The following is a 14586-nucleotide window of genomic DNA, read 5'->3' as shown; positions in this document are numbered from 1 at the left end:
GGCACCAGGCGGCGCGGCCCGAGCAGGATCTTCGGGTTGAGCGCGCCATCTTCCAGCGCCACTTCGGAATCGCCGCCGAGGCCGAAGGTGCGCATGGCGACGGCCTCGACCATGGTGCGGAAGCCGCCGACGGTGGCGCCTTCCGGGTCGAGCCTGGGACGGCCGCCGTCGAGCACGGCGACGTCGGTGGTGGTGCCGCCGATGTCCGACACCACAGCATTGTCGAGCCCGGTCATGTGGCGGGCGCCGACCAGGCTGGCGGCCGGGCCGGACAGGATGGTCTCGATCGGCCGCTGGCGGGCAAACGCTGCCGAAACCAGCGCACCGTCGCCGCGCACCACCATCAGCGGGGCTGCAATGTTGCGCGCCTGGAGAAAGCCTTCGGTTGCCGCCACCAGCCGGTCGATCATTGAGATCAGCCTGGCGTTGAGCAGAGTGGTGAGTGCCCGGCGCGGGCCGCCGAGCTTGGCCGACAGCTCGTGGCTCGATGTGACCGGCAGGCCTGTCTTTTCGCGGATCAACTCGCGGGCGGCGATCTCATGCGCCGGATTGCGGGTGGCAAAATAGGCGCAGACGGCAAAGCCGGACACCGAGGCGCCGAGTTCCGGCAACGCCGCCTCCAGTCCAGACAGATCGAGCTTGGCGGCATTGCCGTGCACATCGTGGCCGCCCGGACAAAAAACCACCGGATCGGTGCCGAGCGCGGCCTTCAGCCCGTCGCGGGCGAGGTCGCCCTCGGAAAAGCCGATCATCACCAGCGCGACGCGGCCGCCCTGGCCCTCGACAAGCGCGTTGGTGGCAAGCGTCGTCGACATCGACACCAATTTGATGGCGGCGGGATCGGTGCCGGCTTTCTGCAGCACCGCGTCGACGGCGCCGGAAATGCCAACGGCGAGGTCATGCCGTGTGGTCAGCGCCTTGGCCTTGGCCAGCACCTTGCCCTTGTTCGGCCCCTCTTGCGGGCCTTCCGTCTCAGACCACAACACGGCATCGGTATAGGTGCCGCCGGTGTCGATCCCGAGGAACAGCGGCTTTGGCTTGGTCTTGGCTGTCATTTTTGGCGGCGGTCCGGGTGGCAATTTATTTGTCCCTGCCCTTAGCCGATACGGAGCGGACGATAAAGCCGCGAGCGCTGGGCCACGGTAGGTAGGTTGGTGGTGGTGAACAAGCGAGGTCGGCGGGACAGCACCCCCCTCTGCCCTGCCAGGCATCTCCCCCGCAAGTGGGGAGATCGGATGTCATCCCCGCTTTCGCCAATCTTCAATGCCGAAAAGGGCGCCGCCGGCGGAAACTGCCAATCTCCCCCCTTGCGGGGGAGATGTCCGGCAGGACAGAGGGGGGTGCTGTCCCGCCGNCGACCGTATGGCCGGTTCCGGTGACGATCTCGAGATTGCCCTCTAGCTTGAGCGGGCCATTGGTGGTCGGCGTCACTTTCAGCGGACCATTCCTCGCTTCGAGCGCCAGCGTGTCCTTCAGCGGTGGCTCGCCGGTGGCGGCAAAACCTGACTTGTTGTGGCTACCGTCGCAGAACGGCTTGTTTTCCGAGGCGCCGCAGCGGCAGAGCGTGGCACGATAAGAAGTCTCGCCGTCGAGCACGATCCCGGCGTGTACCGCCAGCGGGCCGTTTTCGCGCAGCCGCACGGTGTTGACCACCGGCGGCTGCTCCTGCGGCCCGCCATCCTTCCTGATGTAGGTGATGGCGCCCGAGGGGCAGCTTTCGGCGATGGCAACGATCTTCTCGACGCTGGCCGCCTCGGGATGGATCCATTGGCCCGGCGCGTTGGGCACGAAGACATTCGGATCGCCGAGCACGCAGTTGCGCGAATGGATGCAACGCTTGCCGGAAAACCCGACGTCGATCTTGTCGCTTTCGACCATGCCGGCCATAGCTGAGCTCCTTTTGCCTGAAGCGCGTCGCGTCTGAACAGTTCGAGGCGGCGCGCGCTGGGTATTTGCACAGGCCATGGCTTCCGGCCCGAAGACCGTCAAGCTGGCAAACCGGTCAGGGGACCAGCTCGATCTCCTCGGTCTCGCCGCCGTTGCAGGTGTAGCAGCAATCTTCGCATTTTTCCGTGTTGCCTGGACCGACGCCCCAATAGGTGCCCTCATCGCCATCGACCCAGGCGCCGTAGCAGATCGATTCGCCCGCGTTGCAGGATATCGGCAGCTGCTTGGTCTCGCCGTCGTCGAGGACGTAGTCCTTGTCCTCGCCCGGCCAGACATAGTCGCGATCCTGGCTGTAGAGCTCGACGCGCATGGCGTTGGGGTGGCTGTTCTTGATGGCGAAGGTGACATCGTCGGCTTGCGCCGCCGACGCAACCAGCATGACGAAGGACAGCGCGGCCAGCATGCGGCGCGCATAGGCATGAAACATGATAACCCCCGAACAAGCGGCCCACCCGGCCGCGGGGCGACCATTGCATGCAGCGCTGAATCGCGGAAGTGGACCGGACGGGCCGATCCCCGACTTAATTTGGGTCCAACGAAACTTCCGCGCTCTACGGCACCAGATCGATCGTCTCGGTGGAATGTTCCACGCAGATGAAGCAGCAGGTGTCGCAGGGCTGGTCATTGTCCGGCCCGACGCCGGCGGAGATGCTGTCATTGCCGTCGGCCCAGGCGCCGTAGCAGATATGTTCGCCCTGATTGCAGGACAGCGGCACGGATTTCTGCGACTCGGGTTCGATCAGGAACACCTTGTCATTGCCCGGCCAGACCGTCTCACGGTCGCGGCTGAACAGCTCGACCGCGACAGATTCCTTGCGCAGGTTCTTGACGAAAAAGGCCATGTCGGCGGCCTGCGCCGGGGCGGTGAAGACCAGCGCTGCCAGTGCAACCATACGAAACAGCGTCACGGCCTGGATCTCCCGAATCATCGCGGCAGAATCGCATGCCTGCCCGTAACTAGGAAGGCGCGGAACCCTGCGTTGCGATGTCATGCCCCAGCCGCACCGTTTCATGCACCAGAAGGTCGAGATCCTCGCGCCGTGTGCGATGGTTGGTGATCGCCACGCGCAACCAGTGCTCGCCATGCACCGTGGTGTCCGAAAGGGCCGCAATGCCCTGTTCCTGCAGCCGCAGCATGATCTCCGTGTTGAGCGCCTTCAGAGCCTCGCCTGTCAGACCGGGCTGATAGCGGAAGCAGACGATGTTGACGGTCGGCGATGCCGCCAGCTGCAACCGCGGTGCGGCCTCGATCAGGCCGGCAAGATAGACGGCCTGAGCAATGTTCTGGTCGATCAGGCGGCCGAATTTCTCGACACCGTGCTCCTTCAGTGCCATCCACACCTTCAGCGCGCGAAAACCGCGCGACGTCTGCAGGCCGTAGTCGTGCAACCATTCGCCGGAAGCGAGGCCGCGCGGCATCGATTCCAGATATTCCGGCGTCACAGCGAAGGCCCCGCGATGCGCGGCGGCATCCCTGACCAGGGCGCAGCCGACCTCGAATGGCGCGTGCAGCCATTTGTGCGGATCGAGCGCGACCGAATCCGCCCGTTCGATGCCGGCGACGCGATGGGCATTTTCAGGCGCAATGGCGATCAGCGCGCCGATGCAGCCGTCGACATGGAACCAGAGGTCTTCCTCATGTGCCAGCTTCGCAAGCGCCTGCAAATCGTCGATCGCCCCGGTGTTGACCGTGCCGGCCGTACCGATGACGCAGGCCGGTTTGAACCCTGCCCTGCGGTCCTCGGTGATCGCCGCACGCAAGGCAGCGATATCGATGCGCAGCCCGGCATCGGTCGGTATGCGGCGCAGTGCCCGGTTGCCGAGGCCGAGTGCCTCCATCGCCTTGCGGTGGCACGAGTGGATCTGCTCCGAGCCGTAGAAGCGCAGCGGCTTTTCGATGGCGGCGACACCGTGCTCACGCACGTCGATGCCGGCCTTGACATTGCGCGCCACGGTCAGCCCTATGATGTTGGCCATCGAGCCGCCGCTGACCAAGGTACCGCCGGCAGAAGCTGGAAAGCCCAGCATCTCCTTGCACCAGTTCACCACCTGGCTATCCATCAGCCCGGCGGCGTGGTTGCCGCCGCCGAGGTTCGAGCCCTGGATAGCCGCCAGGAAATCGCCGAGCGCGCCGGTGAAGTTGCTCGACCCCATATACCAGGACCAGAAGCGCGGATGGATATTGCCCATCGGATAGGACATCACCGTGCGGGACACCTCGGCATAGACAGCATCCAGCGGCGCCGGGGAGCGCGGCAGCGGCGCCGAGAAGGCCTTTCTCACATCGGCCGGCATCTCCCGCCAGACCGGGCGGTCGCGCACATCGCGGAGATAATCGACCGCATCGTCGATGACCCGGTGCGACAGGGCCTGCACATCGGCCCAGTCCAGGGGATCGAGCGTTTCCTCGGCCACCAGGCCGAGGTTTTCTTGCACGGCGTCCATGACGGATCTCCCGTCAAGCCGCGGGAAACTGACAGCCGGGCGTCGAGCGCGACAGGGCAGTCTCGTCGGCATCCATCTCGGCCTCGATGCCGTCGAACAGCGGTGTCGACATGTAGCGCTCGCCGGTGTCGGGCAGCATGCACAGGATCACCGCGCCAGCCGGCGCCTTCTCCGCGACCTGCCGTGCCACGGCGAAGGTCGCGCCGCCGGAAATGCCGGTGAAGATGCCCTCTTTCCGCGCCAATTCTCTGGCCCATTTGATGCCTTCGGGTCCGGCGATCGGCATCACCTCGTCATAGAGGCTGGTGTCGATCGCCTCCTGCAGTACGTTGGGGATGAAATCCGGCGTCCAGCCCTGGATCGGGTGCGGTTCAAAGGCTGGATGGCTGGCGGCCGGGGCACCATCGGCGCCGCGCTGCTGCACCTTGCCGCTGCCGATGAGCTGCGCGTTGGCCGGCTCGGACAGCACGATACGGGTTTCCGGACACTCGCGGCGCAGCACGCGCGCCACGCCGACCACCGTGCCGCCGGTGCCATAGCCGGTGACGAAGCAATCGAGCCGCGAGCCGGCGAAATCATTGACGATCTCGCGCGCCGTCGTCGCCTCGTGGATGGCGGCGTTGGCGGCCGTCTCGAACTGGCGGGCGAGAAACCAGCCATTGGCCTCGGCCAGTTCCACCGCCTTCTTGTACATGCCGAAACCTTTTTCAGCGCGCGGCGTCAGCACCACCCTGGCGCCCAGCATGCGCATCAGCTTGCGGCGCTCGACCGAAAAACTGTCGGCCATGGTGACGACCAGCGGATAACCCTTCTGCGCGCAGACCATGGCGAGGCCGATGCCGGTGTTGCCGCTGGTCGCCTCGACCACCGTCTGGCCCGGCTTCAGCGCACCGCTGCGCTCGCCCTCCTCGATGATGTTGAGCGCCAGCCGGTCCTTCACCGAAGCGCCGGGATTGAAGTACTCGGCCTTGACGTAGATCGTCGCGTGGGCCGGTCCGAGATTGTTGATGCGAACCACCGGCGTGTCGCCGACGGTGTCGAGAATGCTGTCGAACAGGCGGCCGCGCCCGGCCGTGGTTCTGATCTTCTGCTGCTGCAACATCTTGGTCTCCCTGATTGTCATCGTGTTTTGTCTTCACGGGCCGGTTACAAGCCAGCGGGTTGGGCGGCGAGATTTGGTGACCTTGCCGCGCTAGGACTGACATGCCGCACAGCGGCAATGGCTGTATCGGGCGCTGAAATCCGCTGCCGGATGCGCCGTGTCGTGTTTGGTGATACAGGAGAGGCCGACAGGCCAGCGTGGGAGCAGGCGTGGAAACGCACGTGGAATCCAACCGATCGAGGCTGGACGTCGAGATGCCGGTCCTTTCCGTGCGCCTGCTCGGGCCGCTGATGATCTCCCACGACGGCGCTCCGGTTACCCTGCCTGCGTCACGCAAGCTGCGCGCGCTGCTCGCCTATCTGGCGCTGGCGCCGCATCCGGTCGGCCGCAGTCGCCTGTGCGAGTTGTTGTGGGATGTGCCGAACGACCCAAGGGGCGAACTGCGCTGGTGCCTGAGCAAGCTGCGGAGCACGCTCGACGCGGTGGGCCGACACCGGGTCGCGACACAGGGCGACACGGTCGCACTCGATCTGAGCGATTGCCTGGTCGATGCGCTGGAGGTGAGCCAGGCCGCCACGCAAGGGCTCGGCACCCTTGATGTCGAGCGCTTGCGGGCGCTGGCCAGACTGTTTGCCGGCGATTTCCTCGACGGGCTGGAGCTCGAGCGCAGCCCGCATTTCAACAGCTGGCTGACCGCGCAGCGCCGCCGCTTCCACTCGTGCCACGTCGCCGTGCTGGAGCAACTCGTCGGCAGCCTGGCGGCAGACAGCGACGAGGCGATCGCCCATCTCGACACATGGGTGGAACTGGCGCCGTTCGACCGGCGTGCACATGCGGCACTTTTGGCAGGTCTGGCCGGACGCGGCGAGATCGGCGCGGCTGAAGAGCATCTGGCGGCGGCAGAACAGTTGTTCAAATCGGAAGAACTGGATTTCGCACCGCTTCGCGCGGCCTGGCGGGCGATCCGTGACCGACAGTCGGGCATCTCGCTTCGGACGGCCTGCCTGTCCACACTATCGCCATTGGTGGCCACGCCGACCGCACCCGGCCCGGTCGAGCCCAGCCATGCTTCGCTGGCGGTGATGCCGTTTGTCGAGGAGGTCGGCGGCGCACGCGGCGGATTGGCCGACGGTTTCACCCACGACATCATCACCCGCCTGGCCAAGCTCAGGGACTTCTTCGTCATCGCGCGCGGATCGGTGTTTGCGCTGGCAGAGCAGAACATCGCGCCCGAGGATGCCGGCCGCCGGCTGAATGTCGACTATGTCGCCACCGGCACCGTGCGCAGCCCGTCCGGCCGCCTCATCGTCAGCGTCGAACTGATCGAGGTGCGCAGCGCCAGGATCGTCTGGGCCGAGACCTTCGAGCGCAGGCCCGATGACATCTTTTCCGTGCTTGACGACATCGGCAACAGCATCGTCTCCTCGATCTCGGCCGAGATCGAAACAGTCGAGCGCAACCGCGCCATGCTGAAGGCGCCCAGCTCGCTCAACGCCTGGGAGGCCTACCATCGCGGACTCTGGCACATGTACCGCTTCACCCAGGCCGAAAACGAGCAGGCGCGGCATTTCTTTGCCCAGGCCTTGCAGCTCGACCCGACCTTTGCCCGCGCCTATGCCGGCCTGTCCTTCACCCACTGGCAGAACGCCTTCCAGCGCTGGGGCGACCGCGACCGCGAAAGCGCGCTGGCCTTCGAGAGCGCCGGACACAGCCTGCTGGTCGACGACCACAATCCGGCCGCGCATTGGGCAATGGGCCGGGCGCTGTGGCTGCGCGGCGAGCAGGACGGTTCGCTACTCGAACTGGAACGGGCTGTCGATCTCAGCCCCAACTTCGCGCTCGGCCACTACGCGCTGTCCTTCGTGCATTCGCAGTCGGGCGACCCGCGAGCGGCGATAGGCTCTTCCGATCATTCGCGCCATCTCAGCCCGTTCGACCCGCTGCTGTTCGGCATGCTGGGCGCACGCGCCATGGCGCATGTCCGGCTCGGCCAGTTCGAGGAAGCGGCCGAATGGGCGCTGAAGGCGGCGGCGCGGCCCAACGCCCACGCCATCATACTGGCGATCGCCGCACACTGCCTAGCGTTGGCCGGACGGCTCGACGAGGCGCGCGGCTTCGCCGCCGCCATTCGCAAGACAAGGCCGGACTATTGCGCCGACGATTTCATCGGCACCTTCCGCTTCGAGCCGGACGCCGTGACGCTGTTCCGGCAGGGCGCCAGGCTTATCGGGCTGAACTGAAGCCTGGCATGGCATCGCCATCTCTGGGATCGCCTGGGAATTTCGCCTCAATTCCGTCGGGTTAACGAAGTCGGAAGGAGTTGTTTAACCGTTCGCGGCTATGTCACCGCGTGGGGGACCGACAAAGTGAGTATGATGAGCAACAGCCCCGACAAGCGCAATGAATGGCGCGCCATCTTTTACGTGCAAGCTCGCGTCGCCATCCTATTTGTCCCGGTGGTTGCCAGCCTGCTGATCATAGCGGCGCTTGCCGGAAACGAACGCAAGTCCGTTCCCAGCATGATCGACCCGACCGTCACCGGCTCCGTGCGGTAAACCAGCGGTCATCGGTTCTTCGAGACACTCTCGGAGGCGTGCGCTATCGGCGGTTTTCATTTGGCGCTAAAATCATCCGATGGCACTGAATGAGTGGGCCCGAACGATCAAGCGGGATGTGCATGCGCTCTACCTCGCCGCTCGCGATCCCCGAACGCCCTGGTACGCCAAGGCGCTTGCCGTGTGTGTTGCAAGCTATGCCTTGTCGCCAATCGACCTGATTCCCGATTTCATTCCGGTGATCGGCTATCTCGACGACGTGATCCTTGTCCCTTTGGGCGTCCTTGCCGTGGTCAGGATGATACCGCCCGAGGTGATGGCGGAACACAGGGAGGCCGCTGCCCTTGCCGCTGACAGGCCCGTGAGCCGTAGCGCGGCGGTGATCATTGTTTGTATCTGGGCGGCCTCGATCGTGCTGGCCGGCTGGCTGGAATATCTATATTTCGCCGACTGACTGCCAAGCCGTTCAGCAGGGAGGCTGCCGCCAAGAAAGCCCGGATGGATCGCGCCTCGGGATTCCTTCGCCATCTGGCGTCGCTCAAACAAAGCGCGGGATCGGACCGTTCTGCGGGGTCACATCGTCGCCAAGCTCGATAAAAACCTCGTCGACATAGCACCATGCCCAGCCTTCGGGCGGATCGTAGCCCTCGATGATCGGATGCTTGGTGGCGTGGAAATGCTTGGTGGCGTGGCGGTTGGGCGAGTCGTCGCAGCAGCCGACATGGCCGCAGGTGCGGCAGAGCCGCAGATGCACCCATTGCGACCCACTCTGCAGGCATTCCTCGCAGCCGAGGGCGCTCGGCGTCACCTTCCTGATGTCGCGCGTATGTCTGCATTCATCCATGATGCTCTCCTGCCATTCGAGGTGTATCGGCGTTGCCGCGCGCGAGATATGCATGCAATGCCGCGACCACCTGGGCGCCCTCGCCGACAGCCGCCGCGACACGTTTGACCGAGCCGGCGCGGACGTCGCCTATGGCGAACACGCCGCTGCGGCTGGTCTCCATCTGCGCCGATCCTATGTCCGAGCCGGTGCGCACGAAACCTCTGGCGTCCAGCGCCACATCGCAGTTCGCCAGCCAATCGGTATTCGGATCGGCGCCGATAAAGAGGAAGAGATGGCGGATCGAGCGCGTGGTTTCCGCGCCGCTGGCGCGGTTGCGCCAGCGCACTGTTGCAAGATTGCCCTCTTCGCCCTCCAGAGCCTCGATTTCGGTCCCGGTCAGCACCTCGATGTTCGGCTGCGCCCGGATGCGCTCGACCAGATAGCGCGACATGCTGGCATCGAGGCTGCCGCCGCGCGCCAGCAGCGCCACTTTCCGCGCATGACTGGCCAGATAGACGGCCGCCTGTCCGGCCGAATTGCCGGCGCCGACCAGCGCCACTTCCTGGCCCGCGCAAAGCCGGCCTTCGATGGGCGACGCCCAATAATGCACGGACGTTCCCTCGAACCGCGCCAGATTGGCGATGTCGATGCGGCGATAGCGCGCGCCGCTGGCGATCACCACGCTGCGCGCGCGCACGGTCTCGCCGTCGCCGACATCGAGCAGATAGCGGGCGCCTGACGCGTCGGCGGCAGCGCTCAAAAGCTTCGCCTCGTCCGGGATCACCATTTCGACGCCGAATTTCTGCGCCTGGTTGTAGGCGCGCGCCATCAGCGCCATGCCCGAAATGCCCGTGGGGAAACCGAGATAATTCTCGATGCGCGAGGAGGCGCCGGCCTGTCCGCCGAAGGCACGGCAATCGAGCACGATCGTCGACAGGCCTTCGGATGCCGCATAGACCGCCGCCGCCAGCCCTGCCGGGCCGGCGCCGACGATGGCCACGTCATACACCGTATCGGCATCGATCGGCCGCAGCAGGCCGATGCAGCGGGCGAGGTCCTTTTCACCCGGGTTCATCAGCAGCCTGCCGTTTGGACAGAGCACGATCGGCAGGTGGTGCGGATCGACCTCGAAGCGTTCTACCAGGGTTTTGGCGCAGGGATCGCTGTCTGAATCGAGCACGCGGTGCGGTTGGCCGCTGCGGGCGAGGAAACCCTGCAGCCGCAACACGTCGGCATTGTCCTGGGGTCCGATGATGATCGGCCCGCTGGTGGCGCTCTCCAAAAGCCCGACGCGGCGCAGGATCAGCGCCCGCATGATACGCTCGCCGAGATTGGCCTCCTGCACCATGAGGTCGCGCAGCCGCTGCGAGGCGATGACGAATGCCTCCACCGGTTCGGCGGCCTGCGCATTGACCAGCGAAGGACGGGCCGAAAGCTGCGCCAGCTCGCCGACAAAACTGCCTGGGCCATGCGTGACGATCGTCTCGTGCCGGCCGAGCCCCCCGTCCTGGGTGATATCCACGCTGCCCGACAGCACGACGATCAGACCGGGCGCCACATCGCCTGCCGTGACGATGTTCTCGCCGGCCGCATAGGCGCTGGCCTCGCCGAACCGGCGCATGCGGTCGATGTCCACCTCGGCCAGCGTGGGGAACGCCTGGTCGCGGCGGGCACCGAAGATCTGGGTGGTGGATTGAGCCATGATTGAGCGTAGCGAAGCGGGCGCGGAGTTTGAAGCGGTTTGTGAGGGGACTGGCCGGGAGGGGAGGTTCTCTTTGGATCTGTAAATCAGATCGAGCGGCTTTCTAAGGGAATTTGAAATTCTGATCGCAATTCCGTGTTTTCGTGTGCGGCTACTCGAAACGCTCGTCCCAATCGCGATACTGTTGCCGTTCATGTCTCTGATATTCGGCGGCCTGTTCCTCCAGGCGGGCTTTTGTTTCGCTGATTTCTTTAAGAGGAATGTCTCTATGCCTCCCTTGAAGTTGATCGAGCAGGGCGGCGCGAGACCTGACAAGCACAGCGCGTGACCCCGACCAACTCGTTGGCTCTATTCGATCTACAAAAATACGAAATATTCCTAACCGATCTTCTGCACAATCGATCAATGACAAAGCCAGTGGACTCCAACCCTTTGTGCTTTCATCCCGATCTTGATCAAAAATGGTGCAATGCTGGGCAATAAAAGGAACGCGGGTAGCGAAATCCGCTGAGCACCAAAGAACCACGACTTCTGGTGGCGCAGAATTTATCGGCCGCTGATGATAATCCCAAGCAGTCGCGCTGATAATGGCGCCGGCGGTTCGATATCCACCATCGCTGTCTGGTTCAAATATCTCGTCTAGTAGCGCGTACGCATGATGTTCAAACATCGGATTTAGGAGACCGGGTAGACGATAATATTCATATCGGCTGAACTTGCTTCGAAGTTTACGCACTATCTCCAAGGCATCTGATTCAGCGTCAATCCCCTTGAAGGCAAAGCTGCAAACTGTTTCGAAATGATGGTCGTCTCGTATGTCTTGGTCCCAATCGAGGCTGCAAAGGAATCGCCTGCAAGTGTTGCGAAGCTCCCGCCTGTAGTCCTCAGATTTGTCGTCGGCGAGATGAATGACCATTGCTAGAATATGAGCTGCATGCTTTTGACCGTCGTTGGCTGCAGAAATCGCATGAATTAGGCGACGAATCTGCTCCGCGGATAGTGACTCTGTGACCATCCCTCCTCCCAAACTGTCGAAGCGAAAGGTAGGGGTTAGTCCTAAATCGGCGGACAAGATCAGCCTTTTGACGGCGTCTTCATTCAGCTCGACACTCGTCTGTAGTGCTGGAAAATATGGACCCCATAGTACGTCACTCACGGCCATATCCATAAATCTGGAAATTGCGGAGGAGTGCATTTTTCCGGCGCCATGTAAAAAGGCGCGTATGAATCCAAAACTCAGATCACTACCCGAGCGGCAAATCGCTTGTTTGACTTCCTCCAAGTAGGAAATGGGGTCATCAATTGTCTCTCCCGCACCGACACCAAAGCTCCAACCTTCCCCTCGGAAATTGATAGCCAGGTCTGAGACTAGTTGTGAAATTGCGTCTCGGTCTGTCCCTGCCCGTCGTCCGAGCTGGCGCATGGTTTCCGACCAAAGCCGATGACGCCCCGAGGGGGTCAAGTCACTACCCAGCACTAGATCGTCCGCCGGAAACTGGCCCCGCGTCAGTACTTTCGCTCGTATTTCCGTCACAAGGTCGATTGGTGCTAACGCAGCTTCAAGGGCAAGCAAGCGTTCAGACGCCTTTCCACCCGCCTCCCTACGAATGGTCGCTTTCACGGCACGCCAGCCCTCAGGCCAACCGTCAATCGAAAAGAAACCATTGGCCGCGACTTCAAGCTTTTCTAACATTCCGGTGCGCGACCAAAGCCCCGGAAATTTGTCGGCGAATATCGATCTTACCCTTGCACCAACACTGGTCCTCGCAGTTCCAAATTCCGTAGCTATCTCAATAAAACACGAGAACCACTTTTGTACGTCATCCTGAGTTCTTGGATGCCAGCCGTAGCTCCTAGAGCGAGCGCCGAAATCGAAGGTTTGCGAGGGCATGAAGTTTGAGGTCTTGAGGGCTGCGCCGAGAAACGTCAGCCCAAATTCACACTGACTGGCCTCTTCTGACGAGAGGCAGCGCCGAACTAACGCTGCCCGCGCCGGATGAGGAGTTTCCGTTCCTGAAAACTGAACGAAAAACAGCGATTTAACCGCTTCATTGGCGGAGTTCTGATTGTAGCCAGCCCCTTCCGCCTTCGCGAAAAGCATCAGTGTAGTAACACATTTTCCGAAGAGATCGGGGTCGTAGGCGGCCGACTTCAGTACTCGAACAAATTTTGAGCGAACGCCATTTCTAGTTGAAAGAAAATCTGGATTTCCTGTAGATCGCGCAATTGCGGCTACTGCTGCGCTCGGATCGACAGCAGCTATGTTGCCGAACATATCTTGGCCCAACTCGTTCAGTGTGTCAGGCTTTCCAAGCAAGCCATCGGGACCTAACCACTCGGACGCTATCGTTCTTGCGACCTTTTCGTCGTGCAGATATCCCAGTCTCCTAGAGAAGGATCGGGCTATTCTTTTGCTCGTCTCATCGACAAAAGTTCTTTGGAGCGTTTGAATGGGGAAGTTCTGAAATGCCCTTTGCGCGAGGCGATTGGCAATCGCATGCGGAAGCACGGCCCGCCAGCGGCTTCGCTGCTGAACTAACCCGCGCCTTTTCAGTTCCTCAACATGAGCATAGAGCCGGTTGAAGGACATTCCAGCGAGGGCTGCCAGCATAGGTAATTCCGCATCGTCTCCCCCGTCCAGTTCGCCTTCAAACGAATAGAGCATCGAGCAGACCTCTGCGGCCCTTAGCAATTCATTGTCTTCGGCCTTCGCTTGTTGGAAAAGGCGGATAAAAAGTTGCTCGTCTTCAAGCTTCGACAGTTGACCGCCGACGGACGACGTTTCAGCGAGAGCGAAGGCGACACGAACATTCCCCCCTGAGAAGTCCGAGAGCGTTTCAATGTCTTGGCGTGTCAGGCTCGGATACCTATCGCTGACAAGCCGCCTTATCAACTCATCAGAGCACGGCTCTAGCCGATAGGAACTCGTGCCCTCGGGGATATGTTCTCGAATGTCGTATTCAACGGTTAAGAGCGAGAGCTTGCTGTTTGGCTGCTGTACCTTCTCGGTAAGGCGTTGATGAAGATCGAAGCCGCAATTGTCGACTACTAGCAGGCCACGGTCCTCTCTGGCCTGCAGCGCTTCGACTAGGTGTATTGGGGCAGGGTGCGGATCGTCGGAAAGATCCGTATACAGGACCTCGTTGCGGTTGAGGGGCGGGCTTGACGTAGTCAGTCGCTCGTCGAAAAGAGCTTGCACAAGGCGGGTCTTGCCTACACCGGATAATCCGGTGATACGAACTGAAGCCCTCTCCTTGTCGAGGTCGCGCCGAATGCGATCGATTGCTGCGGCAACCGTGATACCATCGCTTGCATCCGGTCCGAGCACCTTGGCTTTTTCATCGAGTACATACGTTGCGTTCACATCGGTTTCACGGTGAGCCCAAGCGCTAAAGGATTGCCATCCCTGCGCGCTGCGCCCGCTGAGTTCACGCACCCACGCAACAAGTGAAGGGTATTTTTCAATCCATGTGGCGATTCGTCTGCGGTCATAAAACTCGACTGTCACTTTGCCCGCCAATCCAGCTTCCGACAGGCATTTATTCATGGCCACCAATCTGCGCTTGTGTGCGCTATCCGCGACTGACGATTTAGAGGAAACTATTACGTAGGCCCCTTTGCTTACTGCGAGTTCCGAAATACATGGCCGAATTGCCCCCTTTGGCATCATTTCCTTAACGATATCCGCACTCGCGAAATTATCAGCCTTAACCTGAAAACCTGTCTGAGATGCGGGTATGTTCCCGGAGATTTTCTCTAGGGCTCCGAGTGCAACGCGTACGTCGATGCCACCGTCTTCAGCACGCTGGTCGCCGCCCCATGTTACAGCATTGGTTGAAAATCCCGCTGACCTCACGTCCGCCTGTGCAAGGCGAGCAATGAGCTCTCGAAGGTCGGAGTCTGAAAGGTTTTGGACATCATCTGCGCTTACGTTGAGGTAGCTGCTCATGCGTGCACTTTACTGACAAAAGCCAGCACAACATACCCGTGTAATAGATATTGGCTCATA

At 62.1% G+C, this 14586-nt stretch carries 12 protein-coding genes; 3 read left to right on the top strand and 9 right to left on the bottom strand.

Annotated features, from left to right (window positions below; translation table 11 throughout):
* The 6 genes from X735_RS136975 to X735_RS136995 all read right to left on the bottom strand — a co-directional run.
* Positions 1 to 1055: hydantoinase/oxoprolinase family protein (locus tag X735_RS136975; RefSeq protein ID WP_023814185.1), on the bottom strand; the 1055-nt coding region annotated here is incomplete at its 3' end.
* Between the two features lie 205 nt (positions 1056 to 1260).
* Positions 1261 to 1887, bottom strand: coding sequence for a (4Fe-4S)-binding protein (locus X735_RS01000000166480; RefSeq protein ID WP_245273315.1), 627 nt, complete (start codon positions 1885 to 1887; stop codon positions 1261 to 1263).
* Between the two features lie 115 nt (positions 1888 to 2002).
* Complete coding sequence (locus X735_RS136980; protein ID WP_023814184.1) at positions 2003 to 2374, bottom strand: hypothetical protein; 372 nt, start codon at positions 2372 to 2374, stop codon at positions 2003 to 2005.
* A 124-nt stretch (positions 2375 to 2498) separates the two neighbouring features.
* The gene (locus X735_RS136985) at positions 2499 to 2855 is read right to left on the bottom strand and encodes a hypothetical protein (protein WP_023814183.1); all 357 of its coding nucleotides are present in this window, start codon (positions 2853 to 2855) and stop codon (positions 2499 to 2501) included.
* Between the two features lie 49 nt (positions 2856 to 2904).
* On the bottom strand, positions 2905 to 4392 hold the full coding sequence (locus X735_RS136990; RefSeq protein ID WP_023814182.1) for an aspartate aminotransferase family protein: 1488 nt from the start codon (positions 4390 to 4392) through the stop codon (positions 2905 to 2907).
* A gap of 13 nt (positions 4393 to 4405) precedes the next feature.
* Positions 4406 to 5494 (bottom strand): pyridoxal-phosphate dependent enzyme, encoded by a 1089-nt coding sequence (locus X735_RS136995; protein ID WP_023814181.1) that lies wholly within the window; start codon positions 5492 to 5494, stop codon positions 4406 to 4408.
* A 254-nt stretch (positions 5495 to 5748) separates the two neighbouring features.
* Here X735_RS136995 and X735_RS137000 point away from each other — a divergent pair, with 254 nt between their 5' ends.
* The 3 genes from X735_RS137000 (at position 5749) to X735_RS137010 (ending at position 8503) form a co-directional block, all read left to right on the top strand.
* Positions 5749 to 7734, top strand: coding sequence for a BTAD domain-containing putative transcriptional regulator (locus X735_RS137000; RefSeq protein WP_050592765.1), 1986 nt, complete (start codon positions 5749 to 5751; stop codon positions 7732 to 7734).
* 132 nt (positions 7735 to 7866) lie between these two features.
* Positions 7867 to 8049 (top strand): hypothetical protein, encoded by a 183-nt coding sequence (locus X735_RS137005; RefSeq protein WP_013528612.1) that lies wholly within the window; start codon positions 7867 to 7869, stop codon positions 8047 to 8049.
* Between the two features lie 79 nt (positions 8050 to 8128).
* Complete coding sequence (locus X735_RS137010) at positions 8129 to 8503, top strand: YkvA family protein (protein ID WP_031213913.1); 375 nt, start codon at positions 8129 to 8131, stop codon at positions 8501 to 8503.
* A gap of 84 nt (positions 8504 to 8587) precedes the next feature.
* On the opposite strand, the gene X735_RS137015 is transcribed toward X735_RS137010, so the two are convergent.
* From X735_RS137015 to X735_RS01235, 3 genes are all read right to left on the bottom strand, one after another.
* Complete coding sequence (locus X735_RS137015; RefSeq protein WP_023814177.1) at positions 8588 to 8893, bottom strand: UBP-type zinc finger domain-containing protein; 306 nt, start codon at positions 8891 to 8893, stop codon at positions 8588 to 8590.
* Positions 8886 to 10577, bottom strand: a complete 1692-nt coding sequence (locus X735_RS137020; RefSeq protein ID WP_023814176.1) for an FAD-dependent oxidoreductase — start codon at positions 10575 to 10577, stop codon at positions 8886 to 8888. The genes X735_RS137015 and X735_RS137020 overlap by 8 nt, the downstream gene beginning before the upstream one ends.
* Before the next feature lie 151 nt (positions 10578 to 10728).
* On the bottom strand, positions 10729 to 14526 hold the full coding sequence (locus X735_RS01235; RefSeq protein ID WP_023814175.1) for a hypothetical protein: 3798 nt from the start codon (positions 14524 to 14526) through the stop codon (positions 10729 to 10731).
* Positions 14527 to 14586: the final 60 nt, after the last annotated feature.

The organism is Mesorhizobium sp. L2C084A000 (genome assembly GCF_000502875.1).
GTDB lineage: Bacteria > Pseudomonadota > Alphaproteobacteria > Rhizobiales > Rhizobiaceae > Mesorhizobium.
The sequence above is the reverse complement of the archived record's forward strand: the minus strand, read 5'-3'. Positions and strand labels throughout refer to the sequence as shown.